Source organism: Paracoccus sp. 228 (genome assembly GCF_000967825.1).
GTDB classification, from domain to species: Bacteria; Pseudomonadota; Alphaproteobacteria; order Rhodobacterales; family Rhodobacteraceae; genus Paracoccus; species Paracoccus marcusii.
Genome location: NZ_JYGY01000003.1, coordinates 502,560 through 526,363, shown reverse-complemented (window position 1 = coordinate 526,363; position 23,804 = coordinate 502,560). Strand labels below are relative to the sequence as shown.

The window sequence follows — 23,804 nt, the reverse complement described above, 5'->3', positions numbered from 1 at the left end:
GTGCGGATATCAGCCTTCGGCCGACTGGTCCTGCTTTTCCTCGATCTCGGCACCGGTCTCCTGGTCGACCATCTTCATGCCCAGACGAACCTTGCCGCGATCGTCGAAGCCCAGCAGCTTGACCTTGACCTCCTGGCCTTCCTTCAGGATCTCGTTCGGATGACCCAGGCGGCGGTTGGCGATCTGGCTGACATGGACCAGCCCGTCACGCTTGCCGAAGAAGTTCACGAAGGCGCCGAAGTCGACCAGCTTGACGACCTTGCCGGTATAGACCTTGCCCTCTTCCGGCTCGGCCACGATCGAATAGATCATGTCATAGGCCTTCTTGATCGAATCGGCGTTGGCCGACGCAATCTTGATGATGCCGTCGTCGTTGATGTCGACCTTAGCACCCGAAACCTCGACGATCTCGCGGATGACCTTGCCGCCCGAACCGATCACTTCGCGGATCTTGTCGGTCGGGATCTGCATCGTCTCGATGCGCGGCGCATGGGCGCTGAACTCGGTCCGGCCTGCGGTCAGGGCGTTGGCCATTTCCGACAGGATGTGCAGACGACCGTCCTTGGCCTGGGCCAGGGCCTGCTCCATGATCTCGGGCGTGATGCCCGCGACCTTGATGTCCATCTGCAGCGACGTGATCCCGTTCTCGGTCCCCGCCACCTTGAAGTCCATGTCGCCCAGGTGGTCTTCGTCACCCAGGATGTCGGTCAGCACGGCAAAGCGGCCGTCCTCTTCCAGGATCAGGCCCATCGCCACGCCCGCGACCGGCGCCTTGAGCGGCACGCCCGCATCCATCATCGACAGCGAACCGCCGCAGACCGACGCCATCGAGGACGACCCGTTCGATTCGGTGATCTCGGACACGACGCGGATGGTGTAGGGGAAGTCCGTCGCCGCGGGCAGAACCGCCTGCAGCGCGCGCCATGCCAGCTTGCCGTGGCCGATCTCACGGCGGCCGGGCGAACCCACGCGGCCAACCTCGCCGACCGAATAGGGCGGGAAGTTGTAATGCAGCAGGAAGTTCGAGCGCGAATTGCCGTGCAGCGCATCGATAATCTGTTCGTCATCGCCGGTGCCCAGGGTCGTCACGACCAGCGCCTGCGTCTCGCCCCGCGTGAACAGCGACGAACCGTGGGTGCGCGGCAGGATGCCGACTTGGCTGACGATCGGACGAACGGTCTTGGTGTCCCGGCCGTCGATGCGGGCGCCACCGCTGATGATGTCGCCGCGCAGGATGCCCGATTCCAGCTTCTTCAGTGCCGAACCCAGGTTGGCATCGGCCAGCTCTTCCTCGGTCAGGGCGTCCTTGACCTTGGTCTTGGCGGCGGCGATGGCGTCCTGACGCTCGGACTTGTCGCGGATCGCGTAAGCCGCGCGCATGTCGGCCTCGCCCAGCGACTTCACGCGGTTGTAGAGCGCGCTGTAGTCGGGCGACTGGAAGTCGAACGGCTCCTTAGCGGCATCCTCGGCCAGGTCGATGATCAGGTCGATCACCGGCTTGATCGCGTCATGGCCGAACTTGACCGCGCCCAGCATCTCCTGCTCGGTCAGCTCATAGGCCTCGGATTCGACCATCATCACGGCGTCGGCGGTGCCGGCGATGACCAGGTCCAGGCGCTGTTCGGGGTTGTTGCGCAGGCCGTCCATGTCCTGAACCTCGGGGTTCAGCACGTATTCGCCGTTCGAGAAGCCGACGCGGGCGCCCGCGATCGGGCCCATGAAGGGTACGCCCGAGATGGTCAGCGCGGCGCTGGCCGCGATCATCGCGACGATGTCGGGATCGTTGACCAGGTCGTGGCTCAGCACGGTGCACATCACCAGCACTTCATGCTTGAAGCCGGGGGCGAACAGCGGGCGGATCGGACGGTCGATCAGGCGCGCGGTCAGCGTCTCCTTTTCGGACGGACGCGCCTCGCGCTTGAAGAAGCCGCCCGGGACCTTGCCGGCGGCATAGTATTTTTCCTGGTAATGCACTGTCAGCGGAAAGAAGTCCTGTCCGGGCTTCGGCGCCTTTGCGAAGGTGACGTTGGCCATGACGCTGGTCTCGCCCAAAGTGGCGATGACGCTGCCGTCGGCCTGACGGGCAACCTTGCCCGTTTCCAGCGTCAGGGTTTCCTGGCCCCACTGGATCGATTTCTTCACTTCATCAAACATCTGATTTCCTCAAAGGGTGCTCCGGCCCTCCGGCCACCCATGTCATGTATCGCGGCCCCATTGCCGCCGCCCCTATCCTTTGCATGTGCCCCGGGGCAGGACCTCACGTCACAGATGACAGGGGCCATACAGGAAAACGCCGGATTTGGGAAGGGCGGCGACGGATGCGCCAAAGGCGGCCGGACCACGGTGCGGCCGCCCGTTTCCGGCCCGCCGACCGGGCGGTCGCGTCAGGCGGCGACCGGCACGCGGCGATCGGCCACCGGGGCGGCGGCGGCCGAAACCGGGGCCGCCGCCTCTGGCGCGCGGAACAGGTCGCGCAGTTCGGCATAGCCCGTTCTGGCAAGGTTCAGCAGGCGGTCGCGCTGCAGCTGGCTTTCGGCAAAGCTGCGCGCCTGCGCCTCCTCACCCAGACGCGGCTCCTCGGATTTGACGGCAGCGGTCACGGCAGCCTCATCCTGCGGCGCGGGGCGCGGGGCGGCGGGGGCTGCCGCGGGCGTCGCGTCGGGGGCAGGCTCCGTCCGGGGCGCCTGGCTGCCTTCGGCGGCGCGTGCCATCGCGTCGGGATCATAGCCCGCCTCGGCGTCCGGCGTCGGTTCCGGTTGCACCGCCACGGCCTGCTCCTCGGCCGGGACGGGCTGGGTCGGCTGCGCCGGGGCGGTTTCCTGCGGTTGCTGCGGCGGGGGGCTGCTGGGTGCCGGGGCGGTGTTCGTACGCCAGCCACTGGTCAGGCCACTGATCAACATGTCAACTCTCCTACGATGATGGCGGGCTGTTAACGTTTCAGTCACCACACGATCCAGAAGACGGTCCTGAAAGTTTTAGCGATTGCCGGGACGCGGCAAAGCCCCGCGATTGCCGGGCATGGAGGCTGTTTTCGACAGCATATTGATTTGACTTTGATTCTTTCCGCGTGGCTGCCCAGGCGGCACCACTGGGCCGTTCGGGGATCGCCAAGCGACCTGCCCTTAAGGACAGCCGCCGCCCGCAATGCAAAACGCCCGCGACAGGGTCGCGGGCGCCAGGGAAATGCGGGGTGCCGGTCTTAGCGACGCAGGCCCAGCTTGCCGATCAGGGCGGTATAGCGCGCCTCTTCCTTCTTCTTCAGATAGTCCAGCAGCTTGCGGCGCTGTGCGACCATCATCAGCAGACCACGACGCGAGTGGTTGTCTTTCTTGTGCGACTTGAAGTGCTCGGTCAGGGTGGCGATGCGCGAGGACAGGATCGCGATCTGCACTTCCGGCGAACCGGTGTCGCCTTCCTTGGTGCCGAACTCTGCGATGACGCGGGCTTTTTCTTCGACGGTGATCGACATCGGGATCTCCTTTCGGATGAAGGGTGAGGGCACAGGCCGGGATGTCGTCCAGCAAGGTCCATGAAACACCGCACGGACCGGATGTCCGGCGGATGCGCGCGTCTAGCCCATAAGGGGCGAAAAGGAAAGCCCGTTCAGCCGCCGATGGCCACGATGCGAATGTCGCCCAGGCGCAGGGCCTCGGGGTTCAGCAGGCGCCCTACGGCCTGGCCGTTCACCTCCAGCAGCGTGCTGCCATCCGCGTCCTCGCGCAGCGACAGCTGCACGTCGCGCGCGACCTGCGCATCCAGATGCAGGACCAGCTGGTCGTGATCGCCGTGGAAATCGGCCAGCGTCGGAAAGCCCTCCTGGACCTGGCGCAGCAAGAAGGTGTCGTCGCCCGCGTTGCCCGACGCAAAGTCATGCGCGCCGGGCATCAGCGTGTCGTTGCCGTCCCCGCCGTTCATCCAGACCGTTTCGGGGCCGTCATGGCCGATCAGCACGTCGTCGCCCGCGCCCCCGTCCAGATCATCCGTGCCGCCGGTCGAGACCAGCAGGTCGTTACCCTCATGCCCGGCCAGGACGTCGTCGCCCTCGCCTCCGAACAGCGAATCATCGCCCTCGCCGCCCATCAGGGTGTCGTCGCCATCCTCTCCGAACAGCATGTCATTGCCGCCCTGACCGGCCAGCAGGTCGTCGCCCTCGCCACCATAGATCAGGTCGTCGCCGGCGGGCCCATAGACCGCGTCGCCCTGGACCCAGTCATCGCCGGCCCCCGCCTCGATCGTGTCGGCGCCCAGGCCGCCCCGCAGGTCGTCCGCGCCGCCCTGCCCGCGAATCACATCGTCGCCGGGCGTCCCCATCAGGAAATCCAGCCCCTCCGACCCGTCGATCACCGATTCGTCCGGCGCGGCCGGCACCTCGGGCTCCGGTTCGGGCTCGGGCTCCAGTTCGGGCTCCGGCTGGGGTTCGGGCATGGTGGGGGGCAGGCTCTCGCCCTCCTCCTCATTGGGGACGGGGATGTCGTCTTCGTCATCCTCGGCATGCCGACTGGTCAGCGCACTGACATCGACCATCATCCCGGCCATCAGCACGCCCAGAATCCCGCCCAGAATGATCATCGACCCAGACCCCGTTCGCGACCGGCCCCATGCCGATACCCCGATACTAACGCGCCATGGCCCGGCATCGTACGGAAAAGTTGATAAAACCTTAATGCGGGTTGGCGGCCCGGCATGAAAAAACCCGCCCTGTGCGGGGCGGGTGATTCTGTCGTTTCCGCGTGACCTGCCGGATGACCCGGCCAGGACCCCACCGATCAGCCCTGGCGGGCCTTGAAGCGGCGGTTGGTCTTGTTGATCACGTAGATGCGGCCCTTGCGGCGCACGACCTGGCAGTCGCGGTGCCGGCTCTTGAGCGAGCGGAGCGAGTTGCGAACCTTCATCGGTTTTCTCCATCGTCGCGGCGCGTCGCAGCCGCATTGGAAAACGAAATGCCCCCGGTTTTGGCCGGGGGCGGCGAAATAATGGTGGGCGGTACTGGGATCGAACCAGTGGCCACTACGATGTCAACGTAGTGCTCTACCGCTGAGCTAACCGCCCGTTCCTTGGTGATTCCATCACGTTTCCTTGCGAAAACCCGGTGCAATCCCCTCGGTCCGCAGGTCTTTAACCGAGGTGTCTGGGGTATTCAAGGCCTATCGGTGGGCAATTTTTCAGGTTTATATGCGATGACGCGCCGGATGCCGAGGTCTGCCTTGTCCCAGCCTGATCTGCCCTATGTCGTGACCCGCCCCCGCCACTGGCTTTCGGGGGTGATCTTTGCATCCCCGCATTCGGGCCACGACTATCCCGACTGGTTCCTGCAGGGCACCCGCCTGCCCATCCAGACCCTGCGATCGTCCGAGGACGCCTTCATCGATCGCCTGATCGCGCCCGCCACGGCCTTCGGCGCGGTCACGCTGGCCGCGCGCATCCCGCGCTGCATCGTGGACCTCAACCGCGGCGCGGACGAGATCGACCCCCTGGTCGTGCGCGGCGTGCCGCGTCACCCGCTGAACCAGCGCACCCTGGCCGGGCTGGGGGTGATTCCCCGCGTGGTCAGCCAGGGCCGGGTGATTCACGACCGCCAGATCGACCGGGCCGAGGCCGATCGCCGGATCGACGCCTGCTGGCGCCCCTATCACGCGGCGCTGGCCGGGCTGATCGCGCAGGCCCGCGCCCGATTCGGGCAGGCGATCCTGATCGACATGCACTCCATGCCCCATGATGCGCTGTCGCATCTGCAGGGGACGCGGCCCGACATGGTGCTGGGCAACCGTCACGGCCTGTCGGCGGCGGCGCGCATCTCGGACGCGGTCAGCGCCGCGGTCGAGGCCGAGGGCTGGACCCTGCGCCGCAATGCTCCCTTCTCGGGGGCCTATATCTGCTCGGCCTATGGCCGACCCGCCCAGAACGTCCATGTCGTGCAGCTGGAGATCGACCGCTCGCTCTACATGGACGAGGCGACGATCACCCCCCGCCCCGACTTCGACGACTTCGCGGCGCGAATCGCCCGGGTGATCGGCCGCCTGTCCGGCCTGGGCCAGGATCAGTCGGGCGGGCGCGTCGCCGCGGAATGACCGCTGCGGCCTTCAACGGTGCCAAGCTGCTGCTGACCCATGGCGACCGGTTGCTGACCTGCCTGCGCGACGATCGCCCCGACATTCCCTTTCCGGCGCATTGGGACCTGCCCGGCGGCGGCCGCGAAGGACAGGAGGCGCCCGTCCAATGCGCCCTGCGCGAGCTGGACGAGGAGTTCGGGCTGCACCTGTCCCCGCAGGCGCTGACCGGTCGGGCGTTTCCGTCGCATTCAGCGCCCGGACTGATGTCCTGGCTGTTCGCGGGGCAGATCAGCGCGGCCCAGATCGCCGCGATCCGGTTCGGGAACGAAGGTCAGGGGTGGTGCATGATGCCGGTGGCTGACTATCTGACCCACCCACGCGCGATCCCGCATTTCTGCCGCTGGATCACCGCGATGCGGCGATGACGGCGCGGGTCAGCGGGCGTAGGCTGTCGCCCTTGACCGCCCAGCTGGTCGCAAAGGCGAAGGTGGCCGCCGTCTCCAGCCAGAAGACCGGGCGCAGGCGCGCCAGCGTATCGTCCAGGCCCGTCGCGAACAGCAGCCCGATCAGGCCGATACTGACGACGATCGTCCATCCGCAGATGCGATAGATGCGGTTCGACGCGGCCTTTTCCGGCCCGTCCACGGTGCCTTTGACGAACAGCACCAGGCAGAACACCGCCAGCGCGGCAAAGAACAGCCCCGCCGCGACGACATGGATCAGCGCCGACAGGCCCGGACCCGCGATGCATTCCAGCGCGGTGCAGGGCCCGTCCGGCCCGTCGGTGGGCACCAGGGCCACCAGCGCGATGGAGACCGCCGCCAGCCGCGCCATGGCCTTGTCGGTGATCCATTCGCCCGCATCGGGGCGAAACCCCTCATAGCTCCACAGGAACACGGCCTGCGCGATCAGCGTGCCGACGAAGACCTCGCGCATCGGAGAGTAATAGTAGGCCGAGATGCTGGTCCGCAGCGGCTCGGGCCACAGCACTGCATAGGCGATCAGCGCAAGCGGCAGGAAGAACCCCAGGGCGCCGATGGCGCGGCGCACCGCCAGGAAGGACAGGACCAGCTCGTTGCGGACCTTCTGCACGCCGCCGTCATCGTCCATCGCCACCCCCGCGTTTCGCGCCATGCTGGGACGCGGGGGCGCCGGGCGTCAAGCCAGTTCGGCCAGGATCGCCTGCGCCGCCGCGCGCGGATCGGCAGCCTGCCAGACCGGGCGGCCCACGACGATGTGGTCGACCCCGGCGGCGATGGCCGATGCGGGCGTCTCGACCCGCTTCTGGTCGCCCAGGGCGCTGCCCGCGGGGCGCACGCCCGGCGTCACGATCAGGCGCGACCCCGGCAGGGCGCGGATGTCGGCGGCCTCGCGCGGGGAGCAGATGATGCCGTCGGCCCCCGCCTCGAAGGCGCGGGCGGCGCGTTCCACGGTGATGTCGTGCAGATCGCCTGGCCGGATCAGCCCCGCGTCCAGGTCGGCCCGGTCGAGCGAGGTCAGGATGGTCACGCCCAGGATCTTCAGGTTCGACCCCGCAGCCCCCTGCTTGGCCGCCGCCACCACATGCGGGTCGCCATGCACGGTCAGGAAGTCCAGGTCGAACTGCGCCAGGCCGCGCACCGCGGCCTCGACGGTCGCGCCGATGTCGAACAGCTTCATGTCCAGGAAGATGCGCTTGCCGTGCTCCTGCTTCAGCTCGTTGGCCAGGGCCAGGCCGCCGCCGGTCAGCATGCCCAGCCCGATCTTGTAGAAGCCCACGGCATCGCCGAGGCGTCCCGCCAGGTCCAGCCCCACCACGGCATTCGGCACGTCCAGCGCCACGATCAGCCGGTCATCCATCACGCATCCCCTTCTTTGGTCCGCGGGCCTTATGACATGCTTGAAACCACCCCGCGACCCCCCCAAATCTGATCCATCAGACCCGGACCGGGGCGTGCCGCAACAGGGCGCCACCAGCACGGGGGCTTTGCAAAAGGAGTACTGCCGATGAACATGGAAAAGTTCACGGAACGGTCGCGCGGCTTCCTGCAATCCGCCCAGACCATCGCGATCCGCGAGAACCAGCAGCGCGTGATGCCCGAGCATCTGCTGAAGGCGCTGATGGACGACGACCAGGGACTGGCCTCGAACCTGATCACCCGTGCGGGCGGCGACGCCAAGCGCGTACGCGAGGCGGTGGATGCCGCCGTGGCGAAACAACCCAAGGTCAGCGGGTCGGGCAGCGGTCAGGTCTATGTCGACCCCACGCTGGTCCGCGTGCTGGACGAGGCAGAGTCGGTAGCCAAGAAGGCCGGTGACAGCTTCGTGCCCGCCGAACGGGTGCTGATGGCGCTGGCCATGGTCAACACGAACGCCCGCGATGCGCTGGCCGCGGGTTCGGTCAACGCGCAGGCGCTGAACGCCGCGATCATCGACATCCGCAAGGGACGCACCGCCGACACGGCATCCGCCGAGGACAGCTATGAGGCGTTGGAGAAGTATGCCCGCGACCTGACGGCGGCCGCGCGCGACGGCAAGATCGACCCGATCATCGGCCGCGACGAGGAGATCCGCCGCGCCATGCAGGTCCTGTCGCGGCGCACCAAGAACAACCCCGTCCTGATCGGCGAGCCCGGCGTGGGAAAGACCGCCATCGCCGAGGGCCTGGCGTTGCGCATCATCGACGGCGACGTGCCGGAATCCCTGCGCAACAAGCGGCTGATGGCGCTGGACATGGGCGCGCTGATTGCGGGCGCCAAATATCGCGGCGATTTCGAGGAGCGGCTGAAGTCGATCCTGAAGGAGATCGAGACCGCCGCAGGCGAGATCATCCTGTTCATCGACGAGCTGCACACGCTGGTCGGCGCGGGCAAGGGCGACGGCGCGATGGATGCCGCCAACCTGATCAAGCCGGCCCTGGCGCGGGGCGAGCTGCATTGCGTCGGCGCCACCACGCTGGACGAATACCGCAAGTATATCGAGAAGGACGCGGCCCTGGCCCGGCGCTTCCAGCCCGTGCTGGTCGAGGAGCCGACGGTCGAGGACACGATCAGCATCCTGCGCGGCATCAAAGAGAAGTACGAGCTGCACCACGGCGTACGGATCAGCGACGCGGCCCTGGTCGCGGCGGCGACGCTGTCGCATCGCTACATCACCGACCGCTTCCTGCCCGACAAGGCCATCGACCTGATGGATGAGGCGGCCTCGCGCCTGCGCATGGAGGTCGACAGCAAGCCCGAGGAGCTGGACCAGCTGGATCGCCAGATCCTGCAGCTGCAGATCGAGGCCGAAGCGCTGAAGAAGGAGGACGACGCGGCATCGAAGGACCGGCTGGAACGGCTGGAGAAGGACCTGTCCGGCCTGCAGGAGCGCAGCGCCGAGATGACCGCCCGCTGGCAGGCGGAACGCGACAAGCTGCAGGGGTCGCGCGACCTCAAGGAGCAGCTGGACCGCGCCCGCGCCGACCTGGACCAGGCCAAGCGCGAGGGGAACCTGGCCCGCGCCGGAGAGCTGTCCTATGGCATCATCCCCGGGCTGGAGAAGCAGTTGGCCGAAGCCGAGCAGGGCGACGGTCTGATGGTCGAGGAGGCCGTCCGCCCCGAACAGATCGCCGAGGTCGTGGAACGCTGGACCGGCATCCCCACCGCCAAGATGCTGGAGGGCGAGCGCGACAAGCTGCTCAAGATGGAGGAGCAGATCGGCAAGCGCGTGATCGGCCAGCAGGAGGCCGTCACCGCGGTCAGCAATGCCGTCCGCCGCGCCCGCGCGGGTCTGAACGACGAGAACCGGCCGCTTGGCAGCTTCCTGTTCCTGGGGCCCACGGGTGTCGGCAAGACGGAACTGACCAAGGCGTTGGCCGAATACATGTTCGACGATGACAGCGCGATGGTCCGCATCGACATGTCCGAGTTCATGGAAAAACATTCCGTGGCCCGGCTGATCGGCGCGCCTCCGGGATATGTGGGTTACGACGAGGGCGGCGTCCTGACCGAGGCCGTGCGGCGGCGTCCCTATCAGGTGATCCTGTTCGACGAGGTCGAAAAGGCGCATCCGGACGTCTTCAACGTGCTGTTGCAGGTGCTGGACGACGGGGTGCTGACCGACGGCCAGGGCCGGACGGTGGACTTCAAGCAGACGCTGATCATCCTGACCTCGAACCTGGGCTCTCAGGCGCTGTCGCATCTGCCCGAGGAGGCGGATGCGTCGGACGCCCGCCATCAGGTGATGGAGGCGGTGCGCGGTCATTTCCGCCCCGAATTCCTGAACCGCCTGGACGAGATCATCATCTTCCGCAGGCTCTCGCGGACGAACATGGACGGGATCGTCAAGGTACAGATGGCGCGGCTGGAAAAGCGCTTGGCGGGTCGCAAGATCACGCTGGACATAGACGACGCGGCGCGGATGTGGCTGGCCGATCAGGGTTACGACCCGGTCTTCGGCGCGCGCCCACTGAAGCGCGTGATCCAGCGCGCCCTGCAGGATCCGCTGGCGGAACTGCTGCTGTCCGGAGATGTCATGGACGGGGCGACCGTCCATGTCAGCGCCGGGCCGGACGGCCTGCTGGTCGGTAACCGCGTGGGCCAGGCGGGACCGCGGCTTGGCGCGATCGGCGAAGGCCCACGCCCGCCGATCCACTAAGGAAGACGGCCCCCGGAGCGATCCGGGGGCCGTTTCCGTCAGGGCATCTCGGCCAGGAAGGCCTTGACCAGCGCCGCCGAATTGTCGGAGGCCAGCGACATGAAGACGCCCATCTCGTTCTCGCCCTCGCCGCCGCCGGCAAGGTCCGACAACGAGCGGAAGGCGATGAACGGCACCTGGTTCGCCCAGGCCACCTGCGCCACGGCGGCCGATTCCATGTCGACCACCTGCGCCTCGAAGGTCGTGGACAGCCAGTCGCGCACCCCCGCATTGTCCATGAAGGACGACCCCGACACGCCGTTCCCGCCCACGCGGATCTGCGGCGCGGTGGTCAGGCAGTCGTTCTGGGCATTGCAGTCGGCCAGATCGGTCGCCTCGGCCACGCGGGCGGCGACCTCCAGCAGGGCCGGGTCGGCGGGAAACCAGAACCGCGTCTCGGGCTCGCCCCGGTCCGAGGCCACGGTCGTCTCGCGCGTGTAGATCATGTCATAGTTCGGAAAAGGCGATTCCAGGAACCCCGGCAGGGCGAAGCCGTCCTCGGTCCGGCGCGCCATGACGGTCTCCAGCCACTGGCCCCACTGGTCCGCCACGACCACGTCGCCGATGTTCAGCGCCGGATCGACCCCGCCCGCGATGCCCGAGAACACGATCGCGTCGATGTCGAACCGCTCCAGCGCCATCTGGGTGGTCATGGCCGCGTTGACCATCGACACGCCCGACAGGAACAGAACGACCTCCTGCCCCGACAGGGTGCCGGTGATGAACTCGGTGCCGTTGATGGTCTGGGTTTCCGCGCCCTCCAGGTCAGCCTGCAGGCTGATACATTCCGGCTCGAAGGCCGACATGACGGCGATGCGGGGCGTGTCGTCGACGCCATGCGCGGCCAAGGGCGCGGCAGACAGCATCAAAGCAAGGGCGGGACGGATCATGGGGCGGGCCTTTCATGATATGCAATTCCGCACCCGGCTTACGCTGCGGCACCCGCGATGGCCAGTGCCGCCGCCCTGTCGCCGCGTCACGGCTTGCCCGCTGCCCAAGGCGCGGGCATCGTGACGCAAATCCAAGGGAGATCATCCATGCTGCCACCGATCCTGCAGGGCCTGCGCATTCCGGTCGTCGCCTCGCCCATGTTCATCGTCTCGGGGCCCGATCTGGTCATCGCTCAGTGCAAGGCGGGCATCGTCGGCAGCTTTCCGGCGCTGAACGCCCGCGAAAAGGACGGCGAGCCGTCCATGCTGGACGCCTGGCTGACCCGGATCGAGGAGGAGCTGGACCGCCACAACCAGGCGAACCCCGACCACCCCGCCGCGCCCTTCGCGGTCAACCAGATCGTGCATCGCAGCAATGCGCGGCTGGAGCGTGACATCGAGATCTGTCACCGCCACAAGGTTCCGATCTGGATCACCTCGCTTGGCGCGCGGGTCGAGGTGAACCAAGCCGCCCATGACTGCGGCGGCATCGCGCTGCATGACGTGATCAACAACATGTTCGCGAAGAAGGCCATCGAGAAGGGCGCCGACGGGCTGATCGCGGTGGCGGCGGGTGCGGGTGGGCATGCCGGGCCGCAATCGCCTTTCGCCCTGATCCAGGAGATCCGCGACTGGTTCGACGGGCCGCTGCTGCTGTCGGGCTCGATCGCCACCGGACGCGCGGTGCTGGCGGCGCAGGTGATGGGGGCTGATCTGGCCTATATCGGCAGCCCGTTCATCGCGACCGAGGAGGCGAATGCCCAACCCGACTACAAGCAGATGATCGTGGACAGCACGGCGGCCGACATCGTGACCTCGTCGCTGTTCACGGGCGTGTCGGGCAATTATCTGGCGCCGTCGATCCGCAAGGCGGGGCTGGACCCGGACAATCTGGCGGGGGCGGATGCCAGCGCGATGAACTTCGGCAGCGGGTCGTCGAAGCCCAAGGCCTGGTCCACCATCTGGGGTGCGGGCCAGGGCATCGGGGCCGTTCGCGCGATCGAACCGGCCGGCGCGCGCATCGACCGGCTGGCTGCGGAATATCAAGCCGCGAAAGAGGCCGTTTCGCGCCTGTGACCTTTGCGGATGGGCGGGACGCTTCCCATATAGGGGATCGAACCGTCCCATCCGTGGAGGACCAGATGGCCTATGAGAAAACCCCCGACGCGATCGCCCGGCTGACCCCGGAGCAGTATCGCGTCACCCAGGAGAACGGCACCGAGCGGGCCTTCACCGGCGAATACGACCACCATTTCGATGCGGGCATCTATGTCGATGTCGTCTCGGGAGAGCCGCTGTTCGTCAGCAGCACGAAATACAATTCCGGTTGCGGCTGGCCCGCCTTCACCAAGCCCATCGACGGCAACGTGACCGAGCATCGCGACACCACCCACGGCATGGTCCGGGTCGAGGTGCGGTCCAAGCACGGCGACAGCCATCTGGGCCACGTCTTCCCGGACGGTCCGCGCGATCAGGGCGGGCTGCGCTATTGCATCAATTCGGCGTCGCTGCGCTTTGTCCCCAAGGACCGGATGGAGGCCGAGGGTTACGGCGACTATCTGGCCCAGGTCGAGGAGGCGCATCATGGTTGAACGTGCGGTTCTGGCCGGTGGCTGCTTCTGGGGCATGCAGGACCTGATCCGGCGCATGCCGGGCGTGATCGCGACGCGCGTCGGTTATTCCGGCGGCGACGTGCCCAACGCGACCTATCGCAACCACGGCACCCATGCCGAGGCGATCGAGATCATGTTCGACCCCGACCTGATCAGCTATCGCCGGCTGCTGGAGTTCTTCTTCCAGATCCACGACCCCTCCACGCCGAATCGGCAGGGCAACGACATCGGGCCGGGCTATCGTTCCGCGATCTATTACGCGGACGAGGCACAGAAGCAGGTGGCGCTGGACACGATCGCGGATGTTGACGCATCCGGCATCTGGCCGGGACGCGTCGTGACCGAGGTCGAGCCGGTGGGCGATTTCTGGGAGGCCGAGCCCGAGCACCAGGATTATCTAGAGCGGTTCCCCAACGGCTATACCTGCCATTTCCCGCGCCCCGATTGGGTGCTGCCCAAACGCGACGCCGCCGAGTGAGGCACGGGCGCCCCGGAACGCGGTTCCGGGGCGTTCTCTTGCGTCCCGCGACGGCCGGGGGGCTGCCGCCCCCCGGACCCCCCGCCCGGACGGTTCAGGTCCGATTGGATTGGAGACGGACGCTTCAGGGACGGGGCGGCCTGACCCGGAATACCGCGCAGTAAAGCGCGGGCACGAAGACCAGCGTTACCAGCGTGCCGGCGATGATGCCGCCCATCATCGCATAGGCCATCGGCCCCCAGAACACCTGCCGCGAGATCGGGATCAGCGCCAGCGACGCCGCAGCCGCGGTCAGCAGAATGGGGCGGGCGCGGCTGTCCGAGGCCTCGAACACGGCGTCCCACTGGCTGCGGCCCTTGTGCAGCAGCTCCTGGATCTCGTGGACCAGGATGACCGAGTTGCGGATCAGGATGCCGATCAGCGCCAGGATCCCCAGGATCGCCACGAAGCCCATCGGCACGCCGAAGGGCACCAGCACCGCCACCACGCCGATCAGGCCCAGGGGGGCTGCGGCGATCACCACCAGCGACATCCGAAAGCTTTGCATCTGCGCCATGACCAGGACGGCCATGATCAGCAGCATCACCGGCACGACCGCGGCGATGGGCGCCTGGCTGTCGGCCGAGGTCTCGACGCTGCCGCCGACCTCGATGCGGACATCGGGGGGCAGGGTTTCCTGGTATTCGGCCACTTGCGCAGCCAGCGCCGTGACCAGGGTCGCGGGCTGGTCGGCAGTGCCGATGGCGGCCTTGACCGTGACGGTGGGCAGGCCGTTTCTCTGCATGATCAGCGGCTGTTCGGATCCGTATTCCAACGTCACCAGCGCGGCCAGCGGCACGACCCGCCCGTCCGCCAGGTTCAGCTGCATGTTGCGGATCGAGGCCAGCGACTGGCGATCGTCGGCCACGCCGCGAGCGACCACGTCGATCAGGAAGATGTCGTCGCGCAGCTGCGTCACGCTGGTGCCGCTGAACAGGGCCGACAGGGCCTGGGCGATGTCCTGGCTGGTCACGCTGAGCCGGCGGGCCTGGTCCTGGTCGACGACCAGGCGGACCATGCGCGCGGGCTCGTTCCAGTCCAGCGCGATGTCGCGCAGGCGCGGCTCGGACGCGATCAGCGTGGCAAGGCCCTGGGCCGCGTCGCGGGCGGCGTCGGTGTCAGGGCTGGTCACGCGGTACTGGACGGGCTTGCCCACGGGCGGGCCGATTTCCAGGTTCTTGACATAGATGTCGACGCCCGGAAATTCGGCGGCCGCCAGCGCGCTCAACCGCGCCTTGACGCGGTCGCGCGCGGCCAGGTCGGGGGTCTGGATCACAATCTGGCCCATATGCGGCCCTGCCGTGGGTACGTCCATCGACAGCACGAAGCGCGGCGCCCCCTGCCCCACATAGGAGGTCCAGAACAGCACATCGTCATCATCCGCCAGGCTCGCCTCCAGCCGGTCCATGTCGGCGCGGGTCCGCGCGATCGAGGCGTTCTGGCGTTCCGTGATGTCGACCAGCACCTCGGTCCGGTCAGAGGTGGGGAAGAACTGCTGTTCCACGAAGCGCATCCCCCAGACCGATGTCGCAAAGATCGCCAGCGTCACCGCGATGGTCAGCCACTTGAACCGCATCGCCGCCCGCAGCAGGCCGTGGAAGGCGCGCCGCAACCGGCCCGGCCCCTTTTGGCCATGCCCCATGTCGGCCCGCAGGAAGGTGACCCCCAGCAGCGGCGCGAACAGCACCGCCACGATCCAGGACACGATCAGCGACACCGCGATCACCACGAATAGCGAGAACGTGAACTCTCCCGCGGCAGAGCTGTTCAGCCCGATGGGGATGAAGCCCGCGACCGTCACCAGCGTGCCGGTCAGCATCGGAAAGGCGATCGAGGTCCAGGCATAGCTGGCCGCATCGGTCAGCGATTCCCCGATCTCCAGCCTTGAGATCATCGTCTCGATGGCGATCATCGCATCGTCGACCAGCAGGCCAAGGGCGATGATCAGCGCGCCCAGAGAGATCCGCTGCAGCGTGATGCCGTAAAGGTCCAGGATCACGAAGGTGATCGCCAGGCACAGCGGGATGGTCAGCGTCACCACCAGCCCCGCGCGCAGGCCCAGGCTGATGAAGCTGACGACCAGGACGATGGCCACGGCCTCGGCCAGGGCCTTGACGAAATGGCCCACGGCGTCTTCGACCACATGCGGCTGGTCGGCGAATTTCGCCATCTCGATGCCGATGGGGAGGTCGGCGGCGATGCGGTCCATCAGCGCCTCCAGTTCGGCGCCGAACTCCAGGATGTTGCCGCCCTGGCGCATGCCGATCTGCAGCCCGATCGCAGGCTGGCCGTTGTGGCGGAACAGCGATGTGGGCGGGTCCTGATAGCCGCGTGTGACGGTAGCCACGTCGCCCAGATTGAAGAACCGCTCTCCGACGCGCAGGTTCACGGCCTCGATCGATTCCGCCCCGTCGAACTGGCCGCCGACGCGCACCAGGATGCGTTCGGGCCCGGCCTGGATCACGCCGGACGGCGCGATGGCATTCTGTTGGGCCAGGGTCTGGATCACCTGCGCCTGGTTCAGGCCCAGGGCCGCCAGTCGCGCGGCGGAGAATTCCAGGAACACCTGTTCGTCCTGCACGCCCAGCAGCTCGGTCTTGCCGGCGGCGTCCAGGGCCGCGACCTGGCGACGGATCGCCTCGACCCGGTCGCGCAGCTCGCGCGGCGTGAACCCATCGGCGGTGAAGGCATAGATGTTGCCGAACACGTCGCCGAAATTGTCGTTGAACTGAAAGCCCGCGAATTCCTGGGGGAATTCGGGCCGGATGTCGCCCATCATCTGGCGGACCCGCTTCCACACCTCGGGGACGGCAGGGCCGCGGATGGTGGGGTCCAGCTCGACGTAGACGACCGCCTGACCCGGCGTGGTGACGGAGCGGGTGAAGTCCAGCTCGTCCAGCTCCTCCAGCTTGGTCTCGATGCGGGTGGTGACCTGCTTCAGCGTCTCGTCGATGGTGGCGCCGGGAAGGGCCGCGCCGATGATCATCGTCTTGATCGTGAAGTCCGGGTCCTCCTCGCGGCCCAGGTTCAGGTAACTGATGGTGCCCGCGATCATCGACACGATCAGCAGGAACCACACGAAACTGCGATGCTTCAGTGCCCAGTCGGACAGGTTGAAGCGGGTCTTGGGGGTGCTCACGGCTCCAGCCTCCGGCCTACGGGCTGGCCGGGGGCCAGGGATTTCACGCCGCGGATCACGACCTCGTCGCCCGCGTCAAGGCCGTGGGTGATGGAGACGCGCCCGCGAAAGGGGGCCGCCGCCTGCACGGGGGCCTGTTCGACCCGCGCCCCCGCATCGTCGCGGATCACCCGCCAGACGAAGGGCATGCCCTCGGTCGCGACCAGCGCCTCGGCCGGCAGCGACAAAGACGGCGCGTCGACCGTGCCGAACCGCGCCCGCACCAGCGCGCCAAGGCGGAACGGCGCGCCGGGCGGCAGCGTCAGGTACAGCCGCCGCGTCCGGGTGGCGCTGTCGGCGATGGGGTCGACCCGGTCCAGCGCGGCGGCGATCTCGACCTGGGGGTCGCTGCGATGCCAGACGGTAAAGTCGGCGCCCGGCGCAAGCCCGACCAGCGCCTGTTCGGGCAGGTCGATCACCACCTCGGGGGTGTCCTGGGCCGACAGCTGGATCACGGGCGCGCCCGCATCCACGACCGCGCCCGGCACCTCATAGACGGCGCTGACCACACCGGCGAAAGGCGCGGTCATCTTGGCGAACCCTTCTGCATCCTCGGCCTGCAGCAGCTGCGAGCGGGCCTGCTCGACCGCGGCGGCGGCGGCGCTGGCCTCCTGCTGAGCCTGTTCCAGCTGGGCGTTCGAGGCGACGTTGCGCGCCGCCAGCGCCTGCGTGCGTTCCAGTGTCGCGCGCGCGGTGCGGTCCTGCACGTCCGCGGCATCGACGGCGGCGCGCGCGGCGCGGGTGGTCGCGGCCAGATCGTCCGTGGACAGCTGCGCCAGCAGATCGCCGGCCGCCACCTGATCACCCAGGTCGACGGGCCGCGCGATCATCCGGCCCAGGGTCTGAAAGCCCAGCTGGACCTGGGTTCGCGCCTCGACCACGCCGGGGATCCAGCGCGCGTCCAGGCCGCGATCGTCCACGATCACGCTGACCACCGGGCGCGGCGGGGCCGCGGGCTCCTCGGCCTGACCGCCAAGGCCCAGCCAGTCGGGCAGCGACAGTGCCGCGGCCGGCCCGCAGGCCAGCGCAAGCACGCCGGCCAGGATCAGCGCCCTCATTGCACGCCCTCCGCGACCGGCTGGACCCGGCGGCCGGGATACAGCAGCTGCGCCCCGTCGCCCACGACCCGCTGTCCGTCGGACAGGCCCTCGGACACGAAGATCGTGCTGTCCGCGAAATGGTTGATGACCACCTTGGTCAGCGCAACGCGCCCGTCATCGTCGACCACCCAGACGGCCGGATCGTCGCCCGACCGCATCAGGGCGGTCCAAGGCACGACCACGCCCTTTTCCATCGCCATGCTCAGATGCCCGCGCACCGACGCGCCCAGAAGGACGATCCCGGCATTGGGCGTCAGCAGCCGCGCGCGCACGGTCACCGTGCCGGTCTGCGGATCGACCAGGGGCGCGATCTCGGTCACGGTGCCGACCATGTCGGGACGGTCGACGTCCAGCGTCTCCATCCGCACGTCACGGCCCAGGATGTCGTGCAGCAGCGGGTCGTCGGGCGCGTGAAAGACGGCCTCCAGCCCCGACAGCGCGGCCAGCGTCAGCACCGGCTGCGCGGCGGCGACCACCTGGCCGGGGGCCACCGACTTGTCGGTCACGACGGCATCCTCGGGCGCCCGCAGCACCGCATCGTCGACGGCGCGCCGCGCCTGTTCGACCGCGGTTTCCGCGCGCTCCAGCGCCCCTTGGGTCTGGGACAGCGCCTGTTCGGCCTGATCGGCCGCCGCCCGCGTGCCGACCCCCCGCGCCAGCAGCGCATCGGCGCGGTCGCGGGCCTGCCGGGCCTGGTCGCTGCCCGCGCGCGCGGCGGCCAGGCCCGCCAGCGCGACGTTCAGCGCCTGATCCTGCTGGACCGCGTTCAGCCGGGCCAGGGGCTGACCCGCGACGACGCGGTCGCCCTCGGCCACCAGCACCTCGGTCACGCGGCCGCCCTGGCGAAAGCCCAGCTCCAGCGTGTCGACGGCCTCGATCTCTCCGGACAGCTGCATGTCCAGATCCAGAGGCTGGGTGCGGGCGGTCACGATGCGCACGCGGATATCGTCGGGGGCGGCCTGGGCCGCCGCAAGCGCGGGAATCATCATGGCGAGGGCAAGGGGCAGCAGCTTGAACATCGGAACCGATCCACGACATCTGTGGCTCAATCTGTCGACGGTTTTGGCCGCCTTGGAAAGCCCCCTTACCCTAGGTCACCGCAGCCTTGCGACGGAATTCCGCACTGTCCCAGCTGCCGTCGCGCAGGATTTGCGCCAAGGTCGCGACCGCCTGCGACACGTCGTCCAGATCGTTGTAAAGCGGCGCGAACCCAAAGCGCAGCACGTCGGGCGCGCGAAAGTCGCCGACCACCCCCGCCGCGATCAGCGCCTGCATCACCGCATAGCCCTGCGGATGGCGGAACCCGACCTGAGAGCCGCGCCGCGCCGGGTCGCGCGGGCTGTTCAGCACCAGGTCTGGGCATTGCGCCTCGACCCCCGCAATGAACGCTTCGGTCAGTTCGATCGATCGCGCCCGCAGCGCGGCCATGTCGACCGTGTCCCAGATGTCCAGCGACGCCTCCAACGCGCTCAGCGCGATGACGGGGGGCGTGCCCACGCGCATCCGCTCGATCCCCGGCGCGGGGCGGTATTCCTGGTCGAAGGCAAAGGGCGCGGCATGGCCCATCCAGCCCTGCAAGATCGGCTCGGCCTGTTCGGCGTGGCGCGGATGGGTCCAGATGAAGGCCGGCGCCCCCGGACCGCCGTTCAGGTATTTGTAGGTGCAGCCCACCGCGAAATCGGCATCCGATCCCAGCAGGTCCACGTCCACCGCCCCCGCCGAATGGGCCAGATCCCAAATGGCCAGCGCGCCGGCGTCATGCGCGCGGGCAGTCAGGGCGGGCATGTCGTGACGGCGGCCGGTGCGGTAATCGACCTCGGTCAGCATCAGCACAGCCAGGTCGGGGTTGATGGCCGCCTCGACCTCTTCGGGGGCCACGACGCGCAGGGTCGCGCCCAGGGCGCGGGCGATCCCCTCGGCCACGTACAGGTCCGACGGAAAATTGCCGCTGTCCGACAGGATCACCCGGCGGTCGGGCCGCAGGGCCAGCGCCGCGCTCAGCGCCTGGAACACCTTGATGGACAGCGTGTCGCCCATCACCACCTGACCGTCCCCCGCGCCGATCAGCCGCGCAATGCGGTCGCCGACCTTGCGCGGCTGGACATACCAGCCCGCCTTGTTCCAGCCGGTGATCAGCATCTGGGACCATTCGTCGGCCATCATGGTCGCGACCCGGTCGGCGGCGGCGCGGGGCATCGGCCCCAGGGAATTGCCGTCCAGATAGGTCATGCCGTCCGGCAGGTGGAACGCGGCGCGGGTCTTGGTGAAATCGGTCATCATGGGCTCCCTCTTGACGCGACGATAGCGCCGCGATTGGCTGCCCGAAAGAGGGGGAACCATGCTGTATCAGATCACCGACTGGGACGACGCCTATGCCAATGGCGCGCATATCCCGCATGCCGACACCTATGTCCCCCGCTGGACCGAGGCGGCGGCGGCCTTCCGCGCCGCCCATCCGCCGCAGGATCTGGGCCGGGGGCATCTGTTCCTGCCGGAGGGAGACCCGCACGCGCTGATGGTGTTCATCCATGGCGGCTACTGGATGCGGTTCGACCCGACGCTGTGGTCGCATCTGGCGGGCGGCACGCTGGCGGAGGGTTGGGCCTGCGTCCTGCCGGGCTATCCCCTGGCGCCGGACGCGCGCATCGCCGACATGACCCGCATCGTCGCGGAGCAGATCGCAAAGGCGGCGGGTCGCATCGCAGGGCCCATCGCGCTGACCGGTCATTCGGCGGGCGGGCATCTGGCGGCGCGGATGATCTGTCCGGGGGTGCTGTCCGAGACGGTGGCCGCGCGGGTCACCGCCTGCGTGCCCATCTCTCCGCTGACCGACCTGCGCCCGCTGATGCGCACGGCGATGAACGACACCCTGCGCCTGGACGCGGCCGAAGCCGCATCCGAAAGCCCCGCCCTGCTGGAACCCCGCACGGGCATCCCGGTCACGACTTGGGTCGGGGGGGCCGAAAGGCCTGAATTCATCCGTCATGCCCGGCTGCTGGCGGATGTCTGGGCGGGGCTGGGCGCGGCGACCGAATGCGTCATTGACCCCGGCCGCCACCATTTCGACGTGATCGAGGGACTGGCGGACCCCGCCAGCCCCCTGATGCGTCGCCTGCTGGGTTACAGCGGCTGACGATAGTCGAACGTATCCGGGTCCGGCCCGGTGCGATGGCCGCGGTCCAGCGCGTCGATGGCCGACATCTCCTCGGGCGTCAGGGTAAAGTCCAGCACGTCGAAATTCTCGGCCAGGCGTTCGGGCTTTTCCGATTTCGGAATGACCGACAGCCCGTGCTGGATGTGCCAGCGCAGGATCACCTGCGCCACCGTCCGCCCCGTGCGCGCCGCCGCGTCGCGGATCGCGGGCGCATCGAAGCTGTCGCCGCGCCCCAGGGGGGTCCAGCTTTGCGTGACGATGCCAAGCTGCTTGTTCACCGCCCGCATGCGCTCCTGCGTCAGCGAAGGGTGCAGCTCGATCTGGTTCAGCGCGGGCGCGACGCCCGTCTCGTCGATCAGGCGATGCAGATGCGGCTCGTGGAAATTCGCGACGCCAATGGACCGTACGCGCCCTTCGTCGCGCAGGCGGATCAGCGCCTTCCAGCTGTCGACATAGGCGTCCATCGCCGGCAACGGCCAGTGGATCAGGTACAGGTCCAGATAATCCAGTCCCGACCGCTCCATCGTCGCGTCAAAGGCCCGCAGGGCGGCGTCATGCCCCTGCGCGTCGTTCCACAGCTTGGACGTGACGAAGATCTGGTCGCGGGCCACGTCGCTGTCGCGGATGCCCCGGTCCATCCCGGCCTCGTTCTTGTAGGCGGCGGCGCCGTCGATCAGCCGGTATCCGACGCGCAGCGCCTCGGCCACGACCTCGGGGGTCTTCGCATCCTCGATCTGCCAGATGCCGGTGCCCAGCTGGGGCATGGTCCGGCCGTCGTTCAGGGTCATCATGGGTTGGGTCATCGGGGCTTCCTTTCAGATGTCGCGTCCCAACGCCCCGGACCCGCCGCGGGGTTCATGCGACAAAATCACCGGTCCGTGCGGCGGTCACGGCCTGCAGCCGGTCGGGCGCGATGGCAAAGACGTGCCGCGGGGTGCCCGCCGCCGCCCAGACCTGCACGAAATCGGCCAGGCGCGGGTCCAGGAAGGCCCTGACCGGCGACAAATGCCCCACCGGCGCGACACCGCCGATGGCGAACCCCGTGCGCGCCCGCACCAGCGCCGCATCGGCCCGGCCCAACGGCTCTCCGGCCAGCGTCGCGGCCTTGTCGGGATCGACCCGGTTGCCGCCTGCGGTCAGGAACAGCAGCACCGCTCCGCTGTCCTGGCCGTGAAAGATGATCGACTTGGCGATCTGGTCCAGCGCGCAGCCGACCGCGTCCGCGGCCTCGGCGGCGGTGCGGGTGCTGCCCGGCATCTCGCGGATGTCGACCGCGACGCCGGCCGCGTCCAGGGCCGCGCGGACCCGCTCCAGACTGTCGCTCATGGCATGCCCCCCTGCTGCTGCGCGGACCCTAGCGGGCGGGACCGGGCGGCGGAACCCCTCGGTTCGGGCACGGTTATAGGCTGTGCAGCATTCCCTGCCGCGAAAGGCCTTTCATGGACCAACCGGTCATCCCCTTCGATCTTGCCCGGATGTTCCTGGGCGAGCATCCACCCCTGTTCTATGCCGAGATCCTGGTCCGCACCGTGCTGGTCTATGTCTATGCGCTGCTGATGATCCGCTGGATCGGCGGGCGCGGCGTGGCGCAGCTGTCGATGGTCGAGTTCCTGCTGGTCATCGCCCTGGGGTCCGCCGTGGGCGACGCGATGTTCTATCCCGACGTGCCGCTGCTGGCGGCGATGGCGGTCATCACCGTGGTCGTCGGGCTGAACAAGGTGCTGGACCGGCTGATCGTGCGGTTCGACCGGGCCAAGCGCATCATCGACGGCCGCCCCGTGGCGCTGGTCCTGGACGGGCGCATCCTGCCCGAGGCGGCATCGCAGCGCGACCTGGGCCTGGCCGAGATCAAGGCGATGCTGCGCCTGGCCGGCGTCGGCAACCTTGGAGAGCTGCGCGCCGCCTATCTGGAGGCGGGCGGCGGACTGTCCGTCTTTCGCCGGTCGCAGGTGCAGCCCGGCCTGTCGCTGCTGCCGCCCGAACATCTGGTGAACGGCCCGCCCCCGCCCGCAAAGGCGCTTGCGATGGACGGGCAGACATGTTGTGCCATGTGCGGCGCGTCCGCGGGCGCGCAGATCATCGCCACCCGTGCGCCCTGCCCCGAATGCGGCAACCGCATGTGGCAGGCCCCCGAATGGCCCGAAGGGGCCGAACGCGCCCAGGGCGGCGCAAAACCGATGGAGTAAGCCATGAAGGTCTTCACGCTGGTCGTCGAGCTGGGCAGGCGGAAGGGCGACGGTCTGCCCAAGGGCGCCACCGGGGCGGGGCTGGTCTGCTATGCCCCGGCCAACGACGAACCCGAGGCCGTGCGAGAGACCGTGGCGATCCTGAAGCAGGCCGACATGGCCCCCCTGGACGTCACCGGCTATGGCACGCTGGACGAGCGTCTGGCCGACGGCCACGAGATCGACGAGGCGGAACGCGCGCTGATGGATCGGGCGCTGGCCGAAAACTCGGTCATCATCGCGCAGATGACGCCTTGGTTCGGGACCGCGCCGGACCCGGAATCGCTGCTGCACTAAGCGCGCCCGCGCCCTACCCAAGCGGGAGTGGTTCGTCTAGACTGCACGCAGAAGACCAAATCCGGGCCATCAAGATCCGGGCCAA

At 68.3% G+C, this 23,804-nt stretch carries 23 protein-coding genes and 1 tRNA gene; 9 read left to right on the top strand and 15 right to left on the bottom strand.

Features of this window, described 5'->3' with window-relative positions; all coding sequences use genetic code 11:
• Positions 1-9 precede the first annotated feature (9 nt).
• The 6 genes from pnp to SY26_RS12160 form a co-directional block, all read right to left on the bottom strand.
• Positions 10-2,154: a polyribonucleotide nucleotidyltransferase gene (gene pnp, locus SY26_RS12185; RefSeq protein WP_046000707.1), complete on the bottom strand. Its 2,145-nt coding sequence runs from the start codon at positions 2,152-2,154 to the stop codon at positions 10-12.
• 230 nt (positions 2,155-2,384) lie between these two features.
• The gene (locus tag SY26_RS12180; protein WP_046000706.1) at positions 2,385-2,900 is read right to left on the bottom strand and encodes a hypothetical protein; all 516 of its coding nucleotides are present in this window, start codon (positions 2,898-2,900) and stop codon (positions 2,385-2,387) included.
• Between the two features lie 299 nt (positions 2,901-3,199).
• Complete coding sequence (rpsO, locus tag SY26_RS12175; protein WP_045982834.1) at positions 3,200-3,469, bottom strand: 30S ribosomal protein S15; 270 nt, start codon at positions 3,467-3,469, stop codon at positions 3,200-3,202.
• Positions 3,470-3,603: 134 nt separating this feature from the next.
• Complete coding sequence (locus SY26_RS12170; RefSeq protein ID WP_052715257.1) at positions 3,604-4,569, bottom strand: calcium-binding protein; 966 nt, start codon at positions 4,567-4,569, stop codon at positions 3,604-3,606.
• A gap of 197 nt (positions 4,570-4,766) precedes the next feature.
• Positions 4,767-4,892: a type B 50S ribosomal protein L36 gene (gene ykgO / locus SY26_RS12165; protein WP_042245282.1), complete on the bottom strand. Its 126-nt coding sequence runs from the start codon at positions 4,890-4,892 to the stop codon at positions 4,767-4,769.
• A gap of 82 nt (positions 4,893-4,974) precedes the next feature.
• A tRNA-Val gene (locus SY26_RS12160) sits at positions 4,975-5,049 on the bottom strand.
• A gap of 155 nt (positions 5,050-5,204) precedes the next feature.
• On the opposite strand from SY26_RS12160, the gene SY26_RS12155 reads away from it, so the two are divergent.
• On the top strand, positions 5,205-6,068 hold the full coding sequence (locus SY26_RS12155; RefSeq protein WP_232303332.1) for an N-formylglutamate amidohydrolase: 864 nt from the start codon (positions 5,205-5,207) through the stop codon (positions 6,066-6,068).
• Positions 6,065-6,475, top strand: coding sequence for an NUDIX hydrolase (locus SY26_RS12150; RefSeq protein WP_046000704.1), 411 nt, complete (start codon positions 6,065-6,067; stop codon positions 6,473-6,475). Before SY26_RS12155 ends, SY26_RS12150 begins: the two co-directional genes overlap by 4 nt.
• On the opposite strand, the gene SY26_RS12145 is transcribed toward SY26_RS12150, so the two are convergent.
• Together SY26_RS12145 and pyrF are read right to left on the bottom strand one after the other, a co-directional pair.
• Complete coding sequence (locus tag SY26_RS12145; RefSeq protein ID WP_046000703.1) at positions 6,456-7,160, bottom strand: DUF998 domain-containing protein; 705 nt, start codon at positions 7,158-7,160, stop codon at positions 6,456-6,458. The genes SY26_RS12150 and SY26_RS12145 overlap by 20 nt on opposite strands.
• A gap of 48 nt (positions 7,161-7,208) precedes the next feature.
• Complete coding sequence (gene pyrF / locus SY26_RS12140) at positions 7,209-7,889, bottom strand: orotidine-5'-phosphate decarboxylase (RefSeq protein WP_046000702.1); 681 nt, start codon at positions 7,887-7,889, stop codon at positions 7,209-7,211.
• 147 nt (positions 7,890-8,036) lie between these two features.
• Between pyrF and clpB the strand changes: the two genes are divergently transcribed.
• Complete coding sequence (clpB, locus tag SY26_RS12135) at positions 8,037-10,667, top strand: ATP-dependent chaperone ClpB (RefSeq protein ID WP_046000701.1); 2,631 nt, start codon at positions 8,037-8,039, stop codon at positions 10,665-10,667.
• A 38-nt stretch (positions 10,668-10,705) separates the two neighbouring features.
• Here the strand turns inward: clpB and mtnN are convergent, their stop codons facing one another.
• Positions 10,706-11,596: a 5'-methylthioadenosine/S-adenosylhomocysteine nucleosidase gene (mtnN, locus tag SY26_RS12130; RefSeq protein ID WP_046000700.1), complete on the bottom strand. Its 891-nt coding sequence runs from the start codon at positions 11,594-11,596 to the stop codon at positions 10,706-10,708.
• Positions 11,597-11,743: 147 nt separating this feature from the next.
• Here mtnN and SY26_RS12125 point away from each other — a divergent pair, with 147 nt between their 5' ends.
• From SY26_RS12125 to msrA, 3 genes are all read left to right on the top strand, one after another.
• Positions 11,744-12,712 (top strand): nitronate monooxygenase family protein, encoded by a 969-nt coding sequence (locus SY26_RS12125; protein ID WP_046000699.1) that lies wholly within the window; start codon positions 11,744-11,746, stop codon positions 12,710-12,712.
• 65 nt (positions 12,713-12,777) lie between these two features.
• Positions 12,778-13,227, top strand: a complete 450-nt coding sequence (gene msrB / locus SY26_RS12120) for a peptide-methionine (R)-S-oxide reductase MsrB (protein WP_045982827.1) — start codon at positions 12,778-12,780, stop codon at positions 13,225-13,227.
• Positions 13,220-13,726 (top strand): peptide-methionine (S)-S-oxide reductase MsrA, encoded by a 507-nt coding sequence (gene msrA, locus SY26_RS12115; RefSeq protein WP_046000698.1) that lies wholly within the window; start codon positions 13,220-13,222, stop codon positions 13,724-13,726. Before msrB ends, msrA begins: the two co-directional genes overlap by 8 nt.
• A gap of 124 nt (positions 13,727-13,850) precedes the next feature.
• On the opposite strand, the gene SY26_RS12110 is transcribed toward msrA, so the two are convergent.
• The 4 genes from SY26_RS12110 to kynU all read right to left on the bottom strand — a co-directional run bounded on the left by SY26_RS12110 (position 13,851) and on the right by kynU (position 20,320).
• Positions 13,851-16,904 (bottom strand): efflux RND transporter permease subunit, encoded by a 3,054-nt coding sequence (locus SY26_RS12110; protein WP_046000697.1) that lies wholly within the window; start codon positions 16,902-16,904, stop codon positions 13,851-13,853.
• A complete protein-coding gene (locus SY26_RS12105; RefSeq protein ID WP_046000696.1) occupies positions 16,901-18,001 on the bottom strand; it encodes an efflux RND transporter periplasmic adaptor subunit in 1,101 nt (366 codons plus the stop codon). Before SY26_RS12105 ends, SY26_RS12110 begins: the two co-directional genes overlap by 4 nt.
• Positions 17,998-19,062 (bottom strand): efflux RND transporter periplasmic adaptor subunit, encoded by a 1,065-nt coding sequence (locus SY26_RS12100; RefSeq protein ID WP_148911184.1) that lies wholly within the window; start codon positions 19,060-19,062, stop codon positions 17,998-18,000. The genes SY26_RS12105 and SY26_RS12100 overlap by 4 nt, the downstream gene beginning before the upstream one ends.
• A 70-nt stretch (positions 19,063-19,132) precedes the next feature.
• Complete coding sequence (gene kynU, locus SY26_RS12095; RefSeq protein WP_046000871.1) at positions 19,133-20,320, bottom strand: kynureninase; 1,188 nt, start codon at positions 20,318-20,320, stop codon at positions 19,133-19,135.
• Positions 20,321-20,381: 61 nt separating this feature from the next.
• Here kynU and SY26_RS12090 point away from each other — a divergent pair, with 61 nt between their 5' ends.
• On the top strand, positions 20,382-21,176 hold the full coding sequence (locus SY26_RS12090) for an alpha/beta hydrolase (protein WP_046000694.1): 795 nt from the start codon (positions 20,382-20,384) through the stop codon (positions 21,174-21,176).
• Here SY26_RS12090 and SY26_RS12085 read toward each other — a convergent pair.
• Together SY26_RS12085 and SY26_RS12080 are read right to left on the bottom strand one after the other, a co-directional pair.
• Positions 21,164-22,000: an aldo/keto reductase gene (locus SY26_RS12085; protein ID WP_046000693.1), complete on the bottom strand. Its 837-nt coding sequence runs from the start codon at positions 21,998-22,000 to the stop codon at positions 21,164-21,166. The two genes, SY26_RS12090 and SY26_RS12085, sit on opposite strands and share 13 nt — an antisense overlap.
• A gap of 52 nt (positions 22,001-22,052) precedes the next feature.
• Positions 22,053-22,523, bottom strand: coding sequence for a YbaK/EbsC family protein (locus SY26_RS12080; RefSeq protein ID WP_046000692.1), 471 nt, complete (start codon positions 22,521-22,523; stop codon positions 22,053-22,055).
• A gap of 113 nt (positions 22,524-22,636) precedes the next feature.
• Here SY26_RS12080 and SY26_RS21915 point away from each other — a divergent pair, with 113 nt between their 5' ends.
• Both SY26_RS21915 and SY26_RS21910 read left to right on the top strand, forming a co-directional pair.
• A complete protein-coding gene (locus SY26_RS21915; RefSeq protein ID WP_046000691.1) occupies positions 22,637-23,383 on the top strand; it encodes a DUF421 domain-containing protein in 747 nt (248 codons plus the stop codon).
• Positions 23,384-23,386: 3 nt separating this feature from the next.
• Positions 23,387-23,719 (top strand): hypothetical protein, encoded by a 333-nt coding sequence (locus tag SY26_RS21910; protein ID WP_045982818.1) that lies wholly within the window; start codon positions 23,387-23,389, stop codon positions 23,717-23,719.
• The last annotated feature ends 85 nt before the right edge of the window (positions 23,720-23,804 follow it).

Excerpts from the sequence above, each read along its gene's own strand:
- pnp (WP_046000707.1), bottom strand. The coding sequence starts at position 2,154 with ATGTTTGATGAAGTGAAGAAATCGATCCAGTGGGGCCAGGAAACCCTG.
- SY26_RS12180 (WP_046000706.1), bottom strand. The coding sequence starts at position 2,900 with ATGTTGATCAGTGGCCTGACCAGTGGCTGGCGTACGAACACCGCCCCG.
- rpsO (WP_045982834.1), bottom strand. The coding sequence starts at position 3,469 with ATGTCGATCACCGTCGAAGAAAAAGCCCGCGTCATCGCAGAGTTCGGC.
- SY26_RS12170 (WP_052715257.1), bottom strand. The coding sequence starts at position 4,569 with ATGATCATTCTGGGCGGGATTCTGGGCGTGCTGATGGCCGGGATGATG.
- ykgO (WP_042245282.1), bottom strand. The coding sequence starts at position 4,892 with ATGAAGGTTCGCAACTCGCTCCGCTCGCTCAAGAGCCGGCACCGCGAC.
- SY26_RS12150 (WP_046000704.1), top strand. The coding sequence starts at position 6,065 with ATGACCGCTGCGGCCTTCAACGGTGCCAAGCTGCTGCTGACCCATGGC.
- SY26_RS12145 (WP_046000703.1), bottom strand. The coding sequence starts at position 7,160 with ATGGACGATGACGGCGGCGTGCAGAAGGTCCGCAACGAGCTGGTCCTG.
- pyrF (WP_046000702.1), bottom strand. The coding sequence starts at position 7,889 with ATGGATGACCGGCTGATCGTGGCGCTGGACGTGCCGAATGCCGTGGTG.
- clpB (WP_046000701.1), top strand. The coding sequence starts at position 8,037 with ATGAACATGGAAAAGTTCACGGAACGGTCGCGCGGCTTCCTGCAATCC.
- mtnN (WP_046000700.1), bottom strand. The coding sequence starts at position 11,596 with ATGATCCGTCCCGCCCTTGCTTTGATGCTGTCTGCCGCGCCCTTGGCC.
- SY26_RS12125 (WP_046000699.1), top strand. The coding sequence starts at position 11,744 with ATGCTGCCACCGATCCTGCAGGGCCTGCGCATTCCGGTCGTCGCCTCG.
- msrB (WP_045982827.1), top strand. The coding sequence starts at position 12,778 with ATGGCCTATGAGAAAACCCCCGACGCGATCGCCCGGCTGACCCCGGAG.
- msrA (WP_046000698.1), top strand. The coding sequence starts at position 13,220 with ATGGTTGAACGTGCGGTTCTGGCCGGTGGCTGCTTCTGGGGCATGCAG.
- SY26_RS12105 (WP_046000696.1), bottom strand. The coding sequence starts at position 18,001 with ATGAGGGCGCTGATCCTGGCCGGCGTGCTTGCGCTGGCCTGCGGGCCG.
- SY26_RS12100 (WP_148911184.1), bottom strand. The coding sequence starts at position 19,062 with ATGTTCAAGCTGCTGCCCCTTGCCCTCGCCATGATGATTCCCGCGCTT.
- kynU (WP_046000871.1), bottom strand. The coding sequence starts at position 20,320 with ATGACCGATTTCACCAAGACCCGCGCCGCGTTCCACCTGCCGGACGGC.
- SY26_RS12090 (WP_046000694.1), top strand. The coding sequence starts at position 20,382 with ATGCTGTATCAGATCACCGACTGGGACGACGCCTATGCCAATGGCGCG.
- SY26_RS12085 (WP_046000693.1), bottom strand. The coding sequence starts at position 22,000 with ATGACCCAACCCATGATGACCCTGAACGACGGCCGGACCATGCCCCAG.
- SY26_RS12080 (WP_046000692.1), bottom strand. The coding sequence starts at position 22,523 with ATGAGCGACAGTCTGGAGCGGGTCCGCGCGGCCCTGGACGCGGCCGGC.
- SY26_RS21915 (WP_046000691.1), top strand. The coding sequence starts at position 22,637 with ATGGACCAACCGGTCATCCCCTTCGATCTTGCCCGGATGTTCCTGGGC.
- SY26_RS21910 (WP_045982818.1), top strand. The coding sequence starts at position 23,387 with ATGAAGGTCTTCACGCTGGTCGTCGAGCTGGGCAGGCGGAAGGGCGAC.